At 67.4% G+C, this 16,945-nt stretch carries 16 protein-coding genes and 1 tRNA gene; 11 read left to right on the plus strand and 6 right to left on the minus strand.

Features of this window, described 5'->3' with window-relative positions; genetic code table 11:
- Positions 1–6: 6 nt before the first annotated feature.
- From glyS to NUW50_RS18815, 3 genes are all read right to left on the minus strand, one after another.
- Complete coding sequence (gene glyS / locus NUW50_RS18805; protein ID WP_258290718.1) at positions 7–2,220, minus strand: glycine--tRNA ligase subunit beta; 2,214 nt, start codon at positions 2,218–2,220, stop codon at positions 7–9.
- Between the two features lie 54 nt (positions 2,221–2,274).
- Positions 2,275–2,718, minus strand: coding sequence for a DUF6446 family protein (locus tag NUW50_RS18810; protein ID WP_258290719.1), 444 nt, complete (start codon positions 2,716–2,718; stop codon positions 2,275–2,277).
- Positions 2,719–2,788: 70 nt separating this feature from the next.
- Positions 2,789–3,718: a glycine--tRNA ligase subunit alpha gene (locus NUW50_RS18815; RefSeq protein ID WP_258290720.1), complete on the minus strand. Its 930-nt coding sequence runs from the start codon at positions 3,716–3,718 to the stop codon at positions 2,789–2,791.
- A 230-nt stretch (positions 3,719–3,948) separates the two neighbouring features.
- Here NUW50_RS18815 and NUW50_RS18820 point away from each other — a divergent pair, with 230 nt between their 5' ends.
- Positions 3,949–5,655 (plus strand): serine protease, encoded by a 1,707-nt coding sequence (locus NUW50_RS18820; RefSeq protein ID WP_258290721.1) that lies wholly within the window; start codon positions 3,949–3,951, stop codon positions 5,653–5,655.
- 48 nt (positions 5,656–5,703) lie between these two features.
- Here the strand turns inward: NUW50_RS18820 and NUW50_RS18825 are convergent, their stop codons facing one another.
- On the minus strand, positions 5,704–5,967 hold the full coding sequence (locus NUW50_RS18825; RefSeq protein ID WP_258290722.1) for a hypothetical protein: 264 nt from the start codon (positions 5,965–5,967) through the stop codon (positions 5,704–5,706).
- 181 nt (positions 5,968–6,148) lie between these two features.
- On the opposite strand from NUW50_RS18825, the gene NUW50_RS18830 reads away from it, so the two are divergent.
- The gene (locus NUW50_RS18830) at positions 6,149–6,412 is read left to right on the plus strand and encodes a DUF2312 domain-containing protein (protein ID WP_258290723.1); all 264 of its coding nucleotides are present in this window, start codon (positions 6,149–6,151) and stop codon (positions 6,410–6,412) included.
- Between the two features lie 16 nt (positions 6,413–6,428).
- Here NUW50_RS18830 and NUW50_RS18835 read toward each other — a convergent pair whose 3' ends face one another.
- Both NUW50_RS18835 and NUW50_RS18840 read right to left on the minus strand, forming a co-directional pair.
- Positions 6,429–7,352, minus strand: coding sequence for an aminoglycoside phosphotransferase family protein (locus tag NUW50_RS18835; protein ID WP_258290724.1), 924 nt, complete (start codon positions 7,350–7,352; stop codon positions 6,429–6,431).
- A 67-nt stretch (positions 7,353–7,419) separates the two neighbouring features.
- Complete coding sequence (locus NUW50_RS18840) at positions 7,420–8,292, minus strand: hypothetical protein (protein WP_258290725.1); 873 nt, start codon at positions 8,290–8,292, stop codon at positions 7,420–7,422.
- Positions 8,293–8,460: 168 nt separating this feature from the next.
- Here NUW50_RS18840 and NUW50_RS18845 point away from each other — a divergent pair, with 168 nt between their 5' ends.
- The 9 genes from NUW50_RS18845 to NUW50_RS18885 all read left to right on the plus strand — a co-directional run bounded on the left by NUW50_RS18845 (position 8,461) and on the right by NUW50_RS18885 (position 16,943).
- Entirely contained in the window at positions 8,461–10,152 is a 1,692-nt protein-coding gene (locus NUW50_RS18845; protein WP_443135122.1) for an ABC transporter permease, read from the plus strand.
- Positions 10,149–10,691 carry a gluconokinase gene (locus NUW50_RS18850; RefSeq protein WP_258290726.1) on the plus strand — a complete coding sequence of 181 codons (543 nt, stop codon included), beginning with the start codon at positions 10,149–10,151 and terminating at the stop codon, positions 10,689–10,691. The genes NUW50_RS18845 and NUW50_RS18850 overlap by 4 nt, the downstream gene beginning before the upstream one ends.
- Before the next feature lie 11 nt (positions 10,692–10,702).
- Positions 10,703–10,778 (plus strand) — tRNA-Thr (locus NUW50_RS18855).
- A 271-nt stretch (positions 10,779–11,049) separates the two neighbouring features.
- Positions 11,050–12,591: an ABC transporter substrate-binding protein gene (locus NUW50_RS18860; protein WP_258290727.1), complete on the plus strand. Its 1,542-nt coding sequence runs from the start codon at positions 11,050–11,052 to the stop codon at positions 12,589–12,591.
- Positions 12,592–12,633: 42 nt separating this feature from the next.
- Positions 12,634–13,560, plus strand: a complete 927-nt coding sequence (locus NUW50_RS18865; protein WP_258290728.1) for an ABC transporter permease — start codon at positions 12,634–12,636, stop codon at positions 13,558–13,560.
- The gene (locus NUW50_RS18870; RefSeq protein WP_258290729.1) at positions 13,557–14,276 is read left to right on the plus strand and encodes a PIG-L deacetylase family protein; all 720 of its coding nucleotides are present in this window, start codon (positions 13,557–13,559) and stop codon (positions 14,274–14,276) included. The genes NUW50_RS18865 and NUW50_RS18870 overlap by 4 nt, the downstream gene beginning before the upstream one ends.
- A gap of 2 nt (positions 14,277–14,278) precedes the next feature.
- A complete protein-coding gene (locus tag NUW50_RS18875) occupies positions 14,279–15,163 on the plus strand; it encodes an ABC transporter permease (protein ID WP_258290730.1) in 885 nt (294 codons plus the stop codon).
- Positions 15,160–16,152, plus strand: a complete 993-nt coding sequence (locus NUW50_RS18880) for an ABC transporter ATP-binding protein (RefSeq protein WP_258290731.1) — start codon at positions 15,160–15,162, stop codon at positions 16,150–16,152. Before NUW50_RS18875 ends, NUW50_RS18880 begins: the two co-directional genes overlap by 4 nt.
- The gene (locus NUW50_RS18885; protein ID WP_258290732.1) at positions 16,149–16,943 is read left to right on the plus strand and encodes an ABC transporter ATP-binding protein; all 795 of its coding nucleotides are present in this window, start codon (positions 16,149–16,151) and stop codon (positions 16,941–16,943) included. Before NUW50_RS18880 ends, NUW50_RS18885 begins: the two co-directional genes overlap by 4 nt.
- The last annotated feature ends 2 nt before the right edge of the window (positions 16,944–16,945 follow it).

A 16,945-nucleotide genomic window follows, 5' to 3' on the forward strand; every position in this document is an offset into this window, starting at 1 on the left:
GCCGGCTCAGCCTTCGACCCGGGTCAGATCGGCGACCGAGAGGCAGAGCCGGCGGATCCGGTTCAACAGGTTCAGCCGGTTGCGGCGCTGCACCTCGTTGTCGGTATTGACCTGCACCGCCTCGAAAAAGGCATCCAGCGGCGCGCGTAGCGCGGCCATTGCTTCCATGGCGGCGGAGAAGTCTTCGGCCTGCATCGCCGGAGCGATCTTCTCCTCTGCGGCGTCGAGGGCGGAAAACAGCGCCTTTTCAGAGGCATCCTCGGCAAACTTGATGTCCGCGCCATAGGAATATTCGACACCGTCCTTTTCCTCGGCCTGGCTGACGATGTTGTTGGCGCGCTTGAAGCCCTGCAGCAGGTTCTCGCCGTCATCGGTCTTCAGGAAGGCGGCCAGCGCTTCGGCGCGTTTGACCAGCAGGGTCAGGTCGTCGTTGTTCGGCATGGCGAGGCAGGCGTCGATGACGTCATGCGGGATGCCGCGGTCGCGGAGATAGACTTTCAGGCGATCGTGGAAGAAGGCGAGGAGGTCCGTTGCTCTTGCTGATAGTTCATCGGCGACCGCCTCCGGAACCGAGGTTCCTAGGATTTCGATTGTCTTCTTTGCCGCCAGTTCTTTGGTGATCTCGCCGGATTGCACGTCTCTCAAGCTAACCTGCGCTGTCTCGACTTCTCCGAGTCGTGAGTTCAGGTAATGAATAACTACCAAGCGCGTAAGCAAAGGTTGAATGCTTGCTCTAACTTGGTTCTCCAACACCAACCGGATCACGCCCAGGGCGGCCCGCCGCAGCGCAAAGGGGTCCTTGCTGCCGGTCGGCTTCTCCTCGATCGCCCAGAAGCCGGTCAGGGTGTCGATCTTGTCGGCCAGCGCGACGGCGACCGAGACCGGGGAGCTGGGCACCTCGTCCGAGGGGCCGAGCGGCTTGTAATGCATCTCGCAGGCTTCCGGCACGCCGTCGTCATGGCCGGCTTCGGTGGCGTAATAGCGCCCCATAAGCCCCTGTAATTCCGGGAATTCCCCGACCATTTCGCTTTGCAGGTCGGCCTTGCAGATGCGCGCCGCTTCGGCGGCCAGATCGGGGGCGGCGCCGACCAGAGGGGCGATCTCGCGGGCCAGTGCCTCGATCCGCTGCACCCGCTCGGCCTGGCTGCCCAGCTTGTTGTGGAAGGTGACATCGGCGAGGCCCTTCGCCATGCCTTCCAGACCCTCGGTGCGGACCACCCGCAAGTCATTGTCATAGAAGAATTTCGCATCCGACAACCGCGCCGAGAGCACCTTCTGGTTGCCGGCCAGGATGGTGGCGCCGTGGTCGCGGGTCTCGCGGTTGGCGACGGTGATGAATTTCTCGATCCGGCCGGTCTTCGGATTGCGGACCGAGAAGAACTTCTGATGTTCCTTCATCGAGGTCTGCAGCACCTCGGGCGGCAGGCCCAGGAAGCTTTCATCGATCGCACCCATCAGCACCACCGGCCATTCGACCAGCCCGGCGACCTCGGTCAGAAGGCCCTTGTCCTCGACCAGTTCCAGCCCCTGGGCAAAGGCCTGCTGGCTGGCGTCGTGCCAGATATGTTCCGCGCGTTCCGTTGGGTCAAGCAGAACGTAGGCGCGCTTCAACTTCGCCCTGTAATCATCGAAGGATGTTACAGAAAAGCGATCCGGCGCATGGAAGCGATGGCCCTCGGTCGTGTCGCCGGCGGTCAGCCCGTCGAGGCTCAGCGGCACCACCGTCGCGCCGCTCTCGTCGCTGAGCAGGCAGAGGATCGAATGCAGCGGCCGGACCCAGCGGAGCGTGCCGGCGCCCCACCGCATCGACTTCGGCCAGGGGAAGTTGCGGATCGTCGCCTCGAGCACCTCGGCGATGATCTCGGCGGCCTCGCGGCCGGGTTTCTCGACTACCGCGAACCAGGCCTCGCCCTTGCCGGTGTCCTTGACGGTCAGCTGGTCGCGGGTCACGCCGGCACCGCGCAGGAAGCCCTCGATGGCGGCCTCGGGGGCGCCGACCCTGGGGCCCTTGCGCTCTTCCCGGACGGTCTGCGAGCGCGCCGTCAGCCCCTCGACCGAGAGCGCCAGCCGGCGCGGGGTGGCGAAGGCGCCGGCCGAGTCATAGGTCAGCCCGGCGGCGACGAGCCCGTCGGTCATCAGCCGTTTCAGGTCGTCCGAAGCCCGGGCCTGCATCCGGGCCGGGATTTCTTCCGAGAAGAGTTCGATCAGGAGGTCGGGCATGGGCTGTCGGTCCGGTCGGTCAGGGCTGCGCCGCGGCGCAGCAGGGAGAAAGGGTCATTCGGCGAGTTCGGGTTCAAGCTGGTGCCAGGCATAGCCGCGGCCATCGGGAAAAATCGCCACGATCCGGTCGACGCCGGGATGGATCGCGCGTTCCGAGACGAAGGCCAGCGCCTCTCCGCTTTCTAGCGCCTCGCCGATCGTCTCGGCGTCATAGCAGGAAAACCAGCCCGGCCCGGTCAGCGGCACCGGGTCTTCGGCCAGTTCATAGGTCTCGGTCAGGGTGGCAAGGCTGGTCGGCGTCTCGAAACAGGCCCGGAACCGCAGCGGCGAGCTGTCGGCGTCGATGCCCTGGAAATTGTCGGTGACGATCTCTTCCGGCTCCCCGGTGGCGACCGAGACCAGACGGATCTGCGCCGCCGCGTCGGTGGCCGCCACGTCGCGGTAATAGCCATAGACCTGCAACCAGTAGATCGCGGCGCCAGCGATCAGGGACACCATGACGATTGCTCCTGCTGTAAGTTTGCCGGTCATCGGTTCAGGCCGCCGTTGCCTCGGGCCGAGGGGGCGGTCACGCTGTCCACCCGCCGGCCTCGGTCTGCAGGAAGGCGTCGGCGCAGGCCTTGGCCAGGGCGCGGACCCGGCTGATATAGGCCTGCCGTTCGGTGACCGAGATCACGCCGCGGGCGTCGAGCAGGTTGAACAGATGGCTGGCCTTGATGCATTGGTCATAGGCCGGATGCACCATGATGATGCGCTTTCCGGTCTTGGGATCCTCGGCCGGGGCGGCCAGCAGGCTGGCGCATTCGGCCTCGGCGCGCTGGAAATCGCCCAGCAGCTTCTCGGTATCGGCGGCGTCGAAATTGTGCCGCGAGTATTCCTCTTCGGTCTGGCGGAACACGTCGCCGTAACTCAGCGGGGTCGGGGACTGCGGGTCGTTGAAGGGCATCTCCATGACGTGATCGACGCCCAGCACATACATGGCCAGCCGCTCCAGACCATAGGTCAGCTCACCCGAGACAGGGTGGCAGTCATGCCCGCCGACCTGCTGGAAATAGGTGAACTGGCTGACTTCCATGCCGTCGCACCAGACCTCCCAGCCGAGGCCCCAGGCACCCAGGGTGGGGCTTTCCCAGTCATCCTCGACAAAGCGGATGTCATGCAGTTCCGAGTCGATGCCGATCGCGGCGAGACTGCCCAGGTAGAGCGTCTGCAGGTCGGGTGGCGAGGGTTTGATGATGACCTGATACTGGTAGTAGTGCTGCAGGCGGTTCGGGTTCTCGCCATAGCGCCCGTCGGTGGGGCGCCGCGAGGGCTGCACATAGGCTGCCGCCCAGCCCTTGCTGCCGAGGGCGCGCAGGGTGGTGGCCGGATGGAAGGTGCCGGCGCCGACCTCCATGTCATAGGGTTGCAGCACCGCGCAGCCCTGCGCGGCCCAGTAGGCCTGCAGTCTCAGGATGATTTCCTGGAAGCTGCGCGGAAGCGTCACGGTATCGGCCATGGGGTCCAGCCTGTCTTTGCTGCTGTCGGAGGGCGCGTTCTCCTTATGCAACAGCCGGTTCGGGGTCAATTGCCGCGCGGTGCTTTTGACGTGCATCGGCTTTTCGGCGCGGGTAGGGTGGCCCGGTATTTCAAGCGAAACAGGACATCCGAGACAATATGGGCAGATTGGCCGCAGCACTCGCTTTCGTTTTCTCCCTTTTCACCGCCACCTTCGCTGCGACGCAGACAATGGCCCAGAGCACGGGAAAGACCTGGGTTCAGATCGAGGCGCATCCGACGCTGAGCGACGGTGAAAGGCGGGCCCGTGCCTATGCGGCGCTGTTCCCCGATGTCGAGGGGTTCCGCCTGCGCTCGGGCTGGTATGCCGTGGCCCTGGGTCCGTTCACCGAGGCCGAGGCGGCGCAGAAGCTGCGCGCCCTGCGGTCCGAACGGCTGATCCCGGCGGACAGCTATCTGCATGACGGTTCGGCCTATACCCAGCAGTTCTGGCCGGTGGGTGGCGCCTCGCTGTCCACGCCGTTGCCGGAGGCGGTGACGCCCGGCACCGGGGATGAGGTCGCCGTGGCCGAACCGACGCCGGAGGTGGTCGTCGAACCGCCGCCGCCCGCCGACGAGACCCCGGCCCAGGCGCGCCGCTCGGAAGCGGCGCTGAGCCGGGAAGAGCGCAAGCTGATCCAGATCGCCCTGCAATGGGAAGGGGTCTACAACTCCGGCATCGACGGGGCCTTCGGGCGCGGCACGCGGGCCGCGATGGCCGCCTGGCAGGCGCTGAAGGGCTATGAGGAAACCGGGGTGCTGACCACCATGCAGCGCGACGAACTGGTCGGCGACTACCAGGCGGTGCTGGCGAGCCTGGGGATTCGCCCGGTGCGCGACAACACTGCCGGGATCTCGGTGGACCTGCCGATGGCGCTGGTCGAGAAGGGTGCCGATCAACCGCCCTTCGTGCATTACGATTCCAGGGACGGCTCGGCGGTGAAGGTGATCCTGATCTCGCAGGCCGGCGACGAGAGCACGCTGTTCGGGCTCTACGACATCCTGCAGACGCTCGAGATCATGCCGCTGGAAGGGCCGCGCCAGCGCCACAAAGGATCCTTCGAGATGGAAGGCGCCAATGCCGAGATCATCAGCCATGCCGAGGCGCGGCTGACAAAGGCCGGCAACGTCAAGGGGTTCATCCTGATCTGGCCGCAGGGCGACGCCAAGCGCCGCGACCTGGTGCTGTCGGCGATGCGGTCCTCGTTCGAGGTCATGCCCGACTCGGTGCTGCCCGATACCGCCGGGGACGGCGGGGCGCAGGACATCGACCTTCTGGCCGGGCTGGAGATTCGCCGCCCGGACGTGTCGCGCTCGGGCTTCTATTTCGATGCCGAGGGCCATGTGCTGACCTCGGCGGATGCCGTGGCCTCCTGCGAGCGGGTGACGCTGGACACCGACCTGGAAGTCGAGGTCCTGGCCCGCGATGCCGATCTCGGGGTCGCCGTCCTGCAGGCGAAGGAGCCGCTGGTGCCGATCGACTTCGGCCGCCTGCAGCCGGGCCAGCCGCGGCTGGGATCGGAGATCGCGGTTTCGGGCTATGCCTATGACGGGCGCCTGGGCGCGGCGGTCCTGACCTTCGGGCAACTGGCCGATCTCAAGGGGCTGGATGGCGACAGCCGGGTCACGCGGCTGAGCCTGAAGGTGACGCCGGGCGATGCCGGCGGGCCGGTCTTCGACGGCTCGGGCGCGGTGATGGGGCTGCTGCTGCCGCCGCGGAACGACGGCCAGGTGCTGCCCGACGACGCGGCCTTCGCGCTGAGCGCCGAGACTCTGGCCGGGTTCCTTGCCGAACATGGGCTGGCCCCGGTGGCGGCCGAACCGGCGGGCGACATCGCGCCGGAAGTCCTGACCACGCGGGCGCGGGACATGACCGTGCTGGTCTCCTGCTGGAACTGATCCGGACGGGTTGCAGGCCGGTGCGCCGTTTGCGGCGCACCGCCTGACCTAGCTGAGCACGATCCCGGTCACGACCAGGATCAGCCCCATGGCCGAGAGAAGCAGCGCCGCCAGGTTGATCGGCACCAGCCGGGCCAGGGCGGCGCGGGCCTCGGGCTCGGGCAGGGCCATGCGGCGCAGGCCGAAGGCCCGGATGATGCACCAGATCAGCACCGCCAGGCCGATCAGGGTCAGCGCAACGCCGATGATCAGCATCGGGTGCATGCTGGCGCCCTGCAGGGCGTCGGTCACGGGATCGGTCGCTTCTTCCATGGCGTTCGGCCCTTCTCGGTTGCTGTCTCGGCTCGCCGGTGATTGCGGCGCCGCCTAGCCGCCCGGGGCCGCGAATGCAAGAGCGGCCATGCGTCCGCTCCGGCGCCTCGCGGGGCTTGCAGGGCGACGGGGCGGAGGCTAGGACAGGGCCTCGCCTATCATATATGCCAGGAAACCGTTCATGTCCGACATGCCCTCCACGCCCGACGGCAGCTACCAGGTCACCGCAGACGAATTGCGCCAGCTGATCGAACGCTATGAGCGTCTCGAAGCCGAGAAGAGGGACATCGCCGACGCCCAGAAAGAGGTCATGGCCGAGGCCAAGGGCCGGGGTTACGACACCAAGGTGATGCGCAAGGTCATCGCGTTGCGCAAGCGCGACAAGGACGACATCGCGGAAGAGGAAGCGATTCTGGACATGTACAAGGCCGCCCTGGGCATGTGATCGCGCCGGCGGCATTTCAGCCGCCCGCGTCCGGGTCCGCTTCGGCCAGAAGCTGCGCCAGGCAGGTTTCGGCGGCCGGGCAGGGGCCTTCGTGCAGCATCGACAGGGCTTTCCACAGCGCCCAGCCCCGGGCCCGTTCCCAGGTTGCGGGGTCGAAGCGCAGCGCCAGCCGGAAGGCGGCGCGGGCCGGGGCGTCGAGCAGGCTCCAGGCCAGGGCCAGGTCGGCGGCGGGGTCGCCGATAGCGCAGTTGCCGAAGTCGATCAGCGCGGCGAGCCGGCCGTCCCGCATCAGCAGGTTCCCCGGCGCCAGGTCGCCATGCAGCCAGACCGGCGCGTGCTGCCAGGAAGTGGTCAGCGCCCGATTCCAGATCGCCAGCACCGCATCGCGGTCGTGGCCGCGGGGCAAGGTCCCGGCGAAGCGCCGGGTCTCGGCGTCATAGACCCGCAGATCGCCGCCGCGATGGAAGTTCTGCGGCCCCGCGGCGGGTGCCCCTGCCACCGGCTGCCCCTGCAGGGCACGCAACACCCGCGCGAGATCCCCGGCCAGCCGGCTCAGATCGTCGCCCGGCGCCAGCACCCGCCCCGGCAGCCAGCGATAGATCGACCAGTCGATAGGATAGCCCTCGGCGGCGCGGCCCAGTGCCACCGGCTGCGGGATTTCCACCGGCAGGCCCGCAGCCAGGATCGGCAGCCAGTGCTGCTCTTTCGCCACCTGCCCGGCATAGCGCTGCGCCGAGGGCAGCCGGACCAGCAGCGCCTCGCCCAGCCGGAAGCTGCGATTGTCATGGCCCTGCGGATGCATCGCCTGCACCGGCAATCCGGCCCAGTCGGGAAACTGCCCGGCGATCAACCGCCGCACCAGACCGGCGTCCAGCACCGGCAGCCGGGCGTCGATCGGCGCCGGGCCGGGAATGGAGCTGTCTTGCGGGTCTGAGGCCATCCGGTCATCTCCTTGCCGGTCAACGCGGGGGCACCGGTCGACCGGCACCCGGCGCCCGGCAGCCTGGTCAGGGGGCGATGAAGGTCACCCCCGGAAGATCGGCGATCAGCTTCAGGTCATCCTCGTAGGTCCGGGTGATCGCCTCGACCAGCTCGGCGGTCCAGCCCGGCACGTCGATGACTTCTTCGATCTCCTCGTCCTTGGCATATTTGTCCAGGAAGGCGGCGAGGATCCGGCGGCGCTGAACCTCGTTCTGCGGCGGATGGCTGCTCAGATAGGCGCGCAGCCGCTTCATCCCCTCGGCCTCCATGATCTGCGACAGGATGTCGAAACCGCCCCGGAGTTTGGTCTCGAGGTCGTGATCGGCGACCTGGCGGATCACCTCGGGCCAGATCAGCGGCGTATCCTCGTTGCACCAGACGATCACCGGGCAGTCGGGATTGGCCGCCACGATGCGGGCGATCGGCTTCGACCATTTCAGTTCCAGCGGATCGACGCCCATCATGAATTCGCCGAAGGTCTTGCCCTTCATCCCCTCGAACACCGCCGGGACATGGGTGGCCGGGTTGCGGATGCCCAGGGCAAAGCGCACCTCATGGCCGGGGAAGCAGTTGCGCAGCCAGGCAGTGCGGTCGGCGCGGGCATAATAGCTGCCGCCCGCCATGATCATCGCCGCACCGCACATGAAGGCCTCGTAGCTCAGCACGACGTGATCGGCCTCGGTGGTGTCGAGAATCGTGTCGAGGATCAGGTCCAGCGTTTCCTCGTTGGCCGGTTCGCCCTTCAGCCTCGTGGCCACGTCGCGCAGGATGTCGCGGAATTTCGATGGTCCGGGAATGAAGATGTTCTCGGCGGCCAGTTTCTGGTTGTTGCGCATCAGCGAGCGCATCAGCCGGTCACCGTCGGTGCGATGTGCCCCGATATGGAAAGTGATCTTCATGCTGTCAGTCGTTTCCCTAAGCCATGGTCCCGCTGGTCCTGAACCGGCGGCAGCCGTCACCGCGGGCGGCCGGGTTTCGGGGCGACTATAGGCACAGGAGAGCGGGCAAGGAAAGTTCCGGCCGGGGCTTTCTGGACAGCCGTTGCAGGCTTGTCTAAGGCTCGTGCGATGGAGCAGGTGTTGCGCAGAGAGACGGGGCGGAAAGGCGGCGGCAAGTGGCTGTGGCGCCTGGGGGCCTGGGCCATCGCCATGGTGGCGGTGGCGCCGATCCTGGCGGTGATCTGGATCGCGCTGCATCCCGAGACCAATATCTGGCCGCATCTGATCGCGACCACCCTGCCGCGCTACCTGGGCAATACGCTGATCCTGGCGGCCGGCGTCGGCGGGCTGGCGGCGGCGGTGGGCGCCGGGGCGGCCTGGTTCGTGGTCATGTACCGCTTTCCCGGAGTCCGGCTGGTGGAATGGCTGCTGCTGCTGCCGCTGGCGATCCCCGCCTATGTCGGCGCCTATGCGCTGGTCGATTTCCTGGAGTATTCCGGCCCTGTCCAGACCGCCCTGCGCGAGACATTCGGCTGGACCAGTGCCCGCGACTACTGGTTCTTCCAGGTCCGCTCGCGCGGCGCCGCGATCGTGGTGCTGGCGGCGGCGCTCTACCCCTATGTCTACCTGCTGACCCGTGCCGCCCTGCGCGAGCAGTCGGGGGCCGCCTACGAGGTCGCCCGCTCGCTGGGCAGCGGTCCTTTCGCGCTGTTCTGGCGGGTCGGCCTGCCGCTGGCGCGACCGGCCATCGTGGTCGGCACCGCGGTGGTGATGATGGAGACCGTGAACGACTACGGCACCGTCGGCTATTTCGCGGTGCAGACCCTGACGACCGGGATCTTCACCACCTGGCTCGAGGCCGGCAATGCCGGCGGCGCGGCGCAGATCGCCTGCCTGATCCTCGGGCTGATCCTGCTGCTGGTGGTGGCCGAGAAACTGGGCCGGCGGCGGTTGCGTTTTCACCAGAGCGGGCGCGGCGCGCGGCCGGTGATGCCGACCCGGCTGCCGGGGCTGCGCGGATGGATCGTCCTCGGCTTCTGCCTGATCCCGGTCGCGGTCGGCTTCGCCCTGCCGATGGCGGTGATCCTGCGCCACGCGCTGGCGCAAAGCCAGGGCTGGCTCGACCCCGGCCTGGCGCGGGCCTTCGCCCATACGCTGGTCACGGCGGGCGGCGCGGCGCTGGTCTGCGTCGCGGCGGCGCTGTTCCTGGTCTATGCGCAGCGGCTGTCGCACAGCGGTGTGCCGCGGCTTCTGGTGCCGCTGGCGTCGATCGGCTACGCCGCCCCCGGTGCCGTGCTGGCGGTGGGCATCCTGATGCCGCTGGCGGCGCTGGATCACCGGCTGGCCGATCTGATCCTGGCCGTCACCGGGGTCGAGCCCGGTTTGCTGCTGACCGGTTCGGGTTTCGCGATCATCCTGGCCTATTCGGTGCGCTTCTTCGCGATTTCGCTGGGGGCCGCCGATGCGGCGCTGGACCGGATCCCGCCCAGCCTGCCGATGGCGGCGCGGTCCCTGGGGCAGGGGGCCGGCGGCACCCTGCGCCGGATCACCCTGCCGTTGATCCGCGGCTCGGTCGGCACCGCGCTGCTGCTGGTCTTCGTCGACGGGGTCAAGGAACTGCCCGCGACCCTGCTGCTGCGGCCCTTCAACTATGAAACCCTGGCGACGCGGGTACATGAAAAGGCCTCGCTGGAGCAGATCGGTCAGGCGGCTCCGCCGGCAGTTCTGGTGATCGGCGTCGGCCTGCTGGCGGTGCTGACCCTGGCGCGGGCCAACCTGCGCCGGGACCGGCGCGGCATGGCCGGGCGGGTCGACCCATGAGCGGACCTGCGCCCGAGCCGGTGATTCTGGTCATGGGGGTCTCGGGCTCGGGCAAGAGCACTCTGGCCCGGAGCCTGGCTGAGGAACTGGGCGCGGTCTATCTGGAGGGAGACCGGTTTCACCCGCCCGCGAACGTCGCCCATATGAAGGCCGGCAAGCCGCTGACCGACGAGATGCGGTGGGGCTGGCTTGAATCGCTGGGCCGGGCCGCGGCCGAGGAACGGGCGGCGGGGCGCCAGGTGGTGATGACCTGCTCGGCCCTGAAACGCAGCTACCGCGATCTTCTGCGCCGCGAGGCCGGGCCGCTGGCGATCCTGTTCCTGCATGGCGAACAGGACAAATTGGCCGCCCGCCTGCGCCATCGCAAGACCCATTACATGCCGGCCAGCCTGCTGCCCAGCCAGCTTGCCACGCTCGAACCGCCGGGCCCCGACGAGCCCGACACCGCCCGCCTGCCGATCCGGCCGGCACCCGCGGTGGTGCTGCGTCTGGCCCTGGAAGCACTCGCCACGCTTGCCAGCCGCGGGCCGGCACAGTAAATCGACCCGGTGCCCCTATAGCTCAGCTGGTAGAGCATCTGATTTGTAATCAGGGGGTCGGGAGTTCGAGTCTCTCTGGGGGCACCAAATCCAAACGAGCGTATCTTTCGGCCTTGGCGCCGCGTCCTGCCTGGGCGGGATGTGGCGGATCTGGCCGGGCGTTACGGGGCGGGCATGGTCCGGCGCCGTTGATTCCGTCTTTCGCAAGTCGGGCACCGGAACTCGCCCGATTCTGCAGCGTCCTGTCGGACCGACGCGTCGGAAGGGAGCGGGGCGGCGAGTTTTGTTGACATACCGTATACCGTACACTTAGCCTCGGTTTCAGGGCGGCGAAATGGCCCGGAACAGGGAGCGTATCATGGAAAAGTTTGGGATCGAACGCGGCGGGTCGAAGGGGCTGGCGTCAAGCCGGCGCGGCTTTCTGCAAGGCGCGGCGGCAATGGGGCTGGCCAGCGTGCTGCCGTTGCGTGCGGCGGCACAGGACGGGATGCCGTCCGGCGCGGTGATCTTCGGCAATGCCGAGCCTCCGACCGCGAACTACTGGGACCCGGCCGCCGGCTTCGGCCTGGTGGACGAGCAGGTCGCCTCGCTGGTTCATGACTCGCTGCTGTCCTTTGACCAGGAAGGCAATATCGGCCCCGGTCTCGCCGTCTCGCATGAGGTGAAGAGCGACAAGGTGGTGGCCCTGACACTGCGCGAAGGCGTCACCTTCCATGACGGCTCGCCGCTGACCGCCGAGGACGTCAAGGCCTCGATCGACCGGCTCGGTGCCGGCGGGCTGGCCCAGGCCATGGTCGTGACCCCCGGGATCACCGTCGAGATCAAGTCGCCGACCGAAATCGAGGTGGTTTCGCCGGATGCCTTCGGGGTGATCCTCTCGGCGCTGGCCTATATCAAGATCCTGCCCAAGGCGAATATCGACAACCCCGACAATTTCGGCAAGGGCGGCCTGGGTACCGGTCCCTACAAGTTCGTTTCCTATGACGGCACCTCCGTCATTCTCGAAGCGAATGCCGATTACTGGGGCGGTGCGCCGGGCATCAAGACAGTGACCTTCCGCTACATCGAGGACGCGCAGGCGCGGATCAACGCGCTGTTGTCGGGCCAGGTCGATATCCTGACCCGGGTCTCGGCCGAGGACCTGTCGCGGGTCAAGGACAACGACGAGTTCTACATCAACAGCCAGACCCCGCCGGCGCAGATCGTCGCGATCTACCAGCACAACGGCCCGCTGGGAGATCTGAAGCTGCGCCAGGCCATCGCCCATGCGATCAACCGCGAAGGCATCGCGGCCTCGATCATGCAGGGCGCCAACGCGGTGGGCTTTTCCTCGCTGCCGACGACCTCGTCGCTCTACGAACCGCTCGAGCCCAAGTTCGAATACGATCTCGACAAGGCGCGGGCGCTGATGGCGGAATCGGCCTATCCCGACGGGGCGACGCTGCGCATGTCCACCTCGACCCTGGTTCCGAACCAGATCGAGATCGACCAGATCATCGCCGCCTCGCTGGAGTCGATCGGGATCAAGGTCGAGGTCGAGCGTCTGGAAGTCGGCGCCTTCCGGACCTCCTACAACACCTATGACATCAACCTGAACACGCTGGCGATCTTCGATTACGATCCCGACTTCGTGCTCGGCTTCTATGTCGGCGGCACCGCCGAGGCGGTGTTCCACTACCACGATCCGGTCTATGAAGAGCTCTATGCCGCCCAACGCGCAGCCACGGCGGAAACCCGTCAGGCAGCCGTCACCGCGGCGGCGCGGCATCTTTGGGAGAACCAGGTGACGCTCTACCTCTCCGACGAGACCTGGCATTTCATCGTGAACAAGCGGGTCCAGGGCTATGTCCGGGCGCCGCTGATCGGGGAAAACCTGCTCGGCCAGGCGACGGTCGCGTAGGAAACAGGGGCGGGGAGCTTCCCCGCCCCGAAGGAATTGCGATTGAAACGCTATGTCATCCGTCGGACGGCGCAGGCCGTCATCATCGTGCTCGCCATCGCGATCACGGTCTTCGTGGTCCTGCGCCTGTCGGCGGGTGATCCGGCGCGCATCCGGGCGCCGGTCTTTGCCAGTGCCGAGGTGGTCGAGCAGTACCGGCGGGACTTCGGCACCGACCGGCCCATCGTCGAGCAGCTGGGCACCTTCCTTCTGGGCGCGGTGCAGGGCGATCTGGGCACCTCGTTCCGCTTTCACCAGCCGGTGACAGAGCTGATCCGGACGGCGTTGCCGCGCACCCTTGCCCTGGCGGGCTGCGCCCTGGCGCTGTCGCTGAGCGTCACCATCATCCTCGGCAGTCTCGCGGCGCTGCGACCGCGCTCGATCTGGGGGGCGCTGGCGACGATCCTTGCCACCGTCGGCCAGTCGGCCCCGGTGTTCTGGACCGGGGCGCTGATGGTGATCCTCTTCGCGGTCAATCTGGGCTGGCTGCCACCGGGCGGGTTTACCGGCGTCTCCAGCCTCGTCCTGCCGGCGGTGGCGGTCGCGCTGTCGATCATGCCCACCCAGCTGCGGGTGCTGCGCAGCTCGATGCGGGGCGTGCTGCGCGAGGAATACATCCGCACCGCGCAGGCCTTCGGCCTGTCGGATCGGCGCATCACCTTCGTCTATGCGCTGAAGAACGCCTTGCTGCCGCTCCTGACCGTCATCGGGGTCGATGTCGGCTATCTCCTGGGCGGCGTCATCGTCGCCGAAGTCGTCTTTGCCTTTCCCGGTGTCGGGGAACTGGCGCTGGTGGCGCTGAACGCCCGTGACTATCCGCTGGTGCAGGGGATCACCATCGTGACCGCCAGCATCTTCGTCATCGTCAACCTCGTGATCGACCTGGCCTACGCGCTGATCGATCCCCGTATCCGAATGGAGCAGTCATGAATATTCTCGCCATCGGCGCACATCCCGACGACATCGAAGTGCAATGCGCCGGCACGCTCGCGCGTTATGCCGCGGCCGGGCACAAGGTGTTCATGGCGGTGGCCACCAACGGCAATGTCGGCTCTCCCACCCTGTCGCGCGAGGAGATCGCCAATGTGCGGCACGCCGAACAGCAGGCCAGTTGCGCGATCATCGGTGCCGAGCTGATCTGGATGGATTTCGACGACGAATGGCTGATGAACGACCGCCCGACGCGGACGCGGTTCATCGACGCGATCCGCCAGGCCGACCCCGACGTGATGTTCATCCACGGGCCGACCGACTATCACCCCGATCACCGGATTTCGGGCCAGGTGGCCGAGGACGCCCGGATCCCGGCCTCGGTGCGGCTGGTGGAAACCGCTCTGCCGCATATCTCGAAGATCCCGCATGTCTTCTACATGGACAACCCGGCCGGCGTCGGTTTCGAGCCCGAGGTCTATGTCGATACCACCGAGGTCTTCGAGACCAAGCGCCAGATGCTGTTGTGCCACCAGAGCCAGGACAGCTGGATGCGGGCGATCTATGGCGAGCATACCTCGATCACCGACATGATGACCGACAATTCCAAGGCGCGCGGTCTGGCCGGCGGTTACGCCCATGCGGAAGGGTTCCGCGAGGTCAAGACCTACCCGCGGACCGGAACATTCGCGATGCTTCCGGGCTTCGGCGTGTGACGGTGACGGCCCTCGCATCTCCGGAGCGTGGCGGCACGGGCGGCCGGCCCGGCCTGTTCAGGCGAAACGAGATCGGCCCGGCGCTGGTGGCCGGCGCGGTCATCTTCTGCCTGATCCTCGTCGCGGTCCTGGCCGCGCCGCTGATCGCGCCCGCCGATCCGAACCTGCCCGACCTCATGGCGGTCCGGAAACCGCCCTCGGCGGCGAACTGGTTCGGCACTGATGCTGTGGGGCGGGACCTGCTGTCGCGCATTCTCTGGGGCGGTCAGGTCTCGTTCCTGGTCGCCGGCGTCGGGATGGTCGGCTCGATCTGCCTCGGCACCTTGATGGGGATGCTGCGCGGGTTCGGGCCGGGCTGGCTGCACCCGATCGTCGACCGGATCATCGACATCCAGCTGGCCTTTCCCTATGTGCTTCTGGGCATCGCAATCACCAGTGTGGTGCGCCCCTCGGTGCCGGTGCTGATCCTGCTGATGGTGCTGGCCGGCTGGGCCGCCGTGGCACGGGTCGTGCGGGCCATCGCGCTGCAGGAACGCGCCAAGGACTATGTCAAGGCGGCCGAGATCATCGGCGCCTCGCGCCTGCGGATCGCCGCCTTCCACGTGTTTCCCAGCGTCTGGCCCAGCCTGATGGTCCTGGCGGCGATGCAGATGGCCGCGATGATCGTCTTCGAGGCCACCCTGTCCTTTCTCGGCATGGGGGTACAGCCGCCGACCGCAAGCTGGGGCGGGATCATGCTGGACGGCAAGAACTACATCACGACGTCCTGGTGGCTGACGCTGCTGCCGGGCATCGCGATCATGATGACATCCCTGTCGCTGGTGCTGATCGGCGACGGGCTCGAAGCCCGGGCCGAACGGCTGCGGTCGCGCGAGGCCGACAAATGACGACACCTCTTCTGACGGTCCAGGATCTCGCGGTCAGCTTTCCCGGCCAATCCGGCCCGGTTCGGGCGGTGGACGGGGCGAGTTTCGAGCTCAACCCCGGCGGGCGGCTGGTGATCGCGGGCGAGTCCGGTTCTGGCAAGTCTCTGCTCTGCCGGTCGCTTCTGGGCATCCAGCCCGAAACGGCGACGGTGAGCGGCAAGCTCGAATGGAAGGGGCAGAGCCTCGTCAGCCTCAGCCGCGACCAGTGGCGACCGCTGCGCGGCGCCAGCATCGCGATGATCTTCCAGGACCCGACCGCGGCGCTGAACCCGCTGCTGTCGGTCGGGCGCCAGATCATCGATGCCATCCGGGCCCACCGCCGTTGTCCGCGCGACGAGGCCCGCGCCCGTGCCGTCGAGGTGCTGGGCATGGCGGGCCTGCCCGACCCCGAGCACCGGCTGACGAATTATCCTTCCGAGCTTTCTGGCGGAATGCGGCAACGGGTGGCCATCGCGCTGGCGTTGTCGGCGGGCCCCGAGCTCATCATCGCGGACGAGGCCACGACCAATCTCGACGTCTCGATCCAGGCGCAGATCGTCAAGCTTCTGCGCCGGTTGCGGCTGGACCTGGAGGTGGCGCTGATCTTCGTCACCCATGATCTGGATCTGGCGGCCGAGGTTGGTGGCGATCTGATGGTGATGTATGCCGGCCAGCCGGTCGAGATGGGCGACGTGCAGGCGGTACTGGCCGATCCCTGCCATCCCTATACCCGCGGGCTGCTGCGTTCGGCCCCGACCCTGCGGACCACGCGCGAGGTGCCGCTGCAGCCGATCCCCGGACAGGCACCGAAGCCCGGAAGCGTCGGGGCAGGGGCCCCGTTCCGCGACCGCTGCCCGGTGGCGGTGGAGGGTGTCTGTGCCCTGCAACGCCCGGGCTGGAGCCAGGCGGCACCGGGACATCGGGTGGCCTGCCACCGCTTCGAAAAGGATGGAAGGGCGGGATTGCCATGAGCACACCGATCATCGAGGCCAGCGCGATCACCAAGACCTTCCCGGGCCGCCGCGGCGGGCAACCGTTCCACGCACTCAGGAATGTCAGCAGCAAGCTCTTCGAAGGGGAAATCCTGGGCCTTGTCGGCGAAAGCGGCTCTGGCAAGACCACACTGTCGCGGATCATGATCGGCATCGAGACCGCGACGACCGGCGAGGTCAGCTTCCAGGGGCGCCCGGTGCAGAGCCGCGCCGACTGGAAGGCCCTGCGGCGCGATGTGCAATATGTCTTTCAGGACCCCTTCACCGCGCTCTGCCCGACGATGCGGATCGGCGCGGCGCTGGCCGAACCCCTGGCGATCCACCGGCTTTGCCCGGCATCGGAGCGGCCGGAGCGGGTGGCCCGGATGCTCGAAATGATCGGGCTGGGCCCGGAAATGGCCCGCCGTCTGCCCGCGCAGCTGTCGGGCGGTCAGCGCCAGCGGGTGAGCCTTGCCCGGGCGCTGATGCTGGAACCTAGGGTGCTGATCTGCGACGAGATCGTCTCGGGTCTGGATGTCTCGGTGCAGGCGCAGGTGCTGGCGCTGCTGGTCGAACTGCAGCGGAAACTGGGCCTGTCGCTGATCTTCATTTCGCATGATCTGCGCGTCATCCGCTACCTCTGCGACCGCGTGCAGGTGATGCTTCTGGGCCAGATTGTCGAGGAAGGTCCGGCCGCGCAGGTTTTCGACGCCCCCGAAAACGACTATACGCGTGCCCTGCTGGCCGCGATCCCCGATCGTGACCGTTTGCCTGTTTCCGAGTCCGCCTGAGG

Origin of the sequence: Frigidibacter sp. ROC022 (assembly GCF_024723735.1) — a bacterium.
Classification (GTDB): Bacteria; Pseudomonadota; Alphaproteobacteria; order Rhodobacterales; family Rhodobacteraceae; genus SLM-1.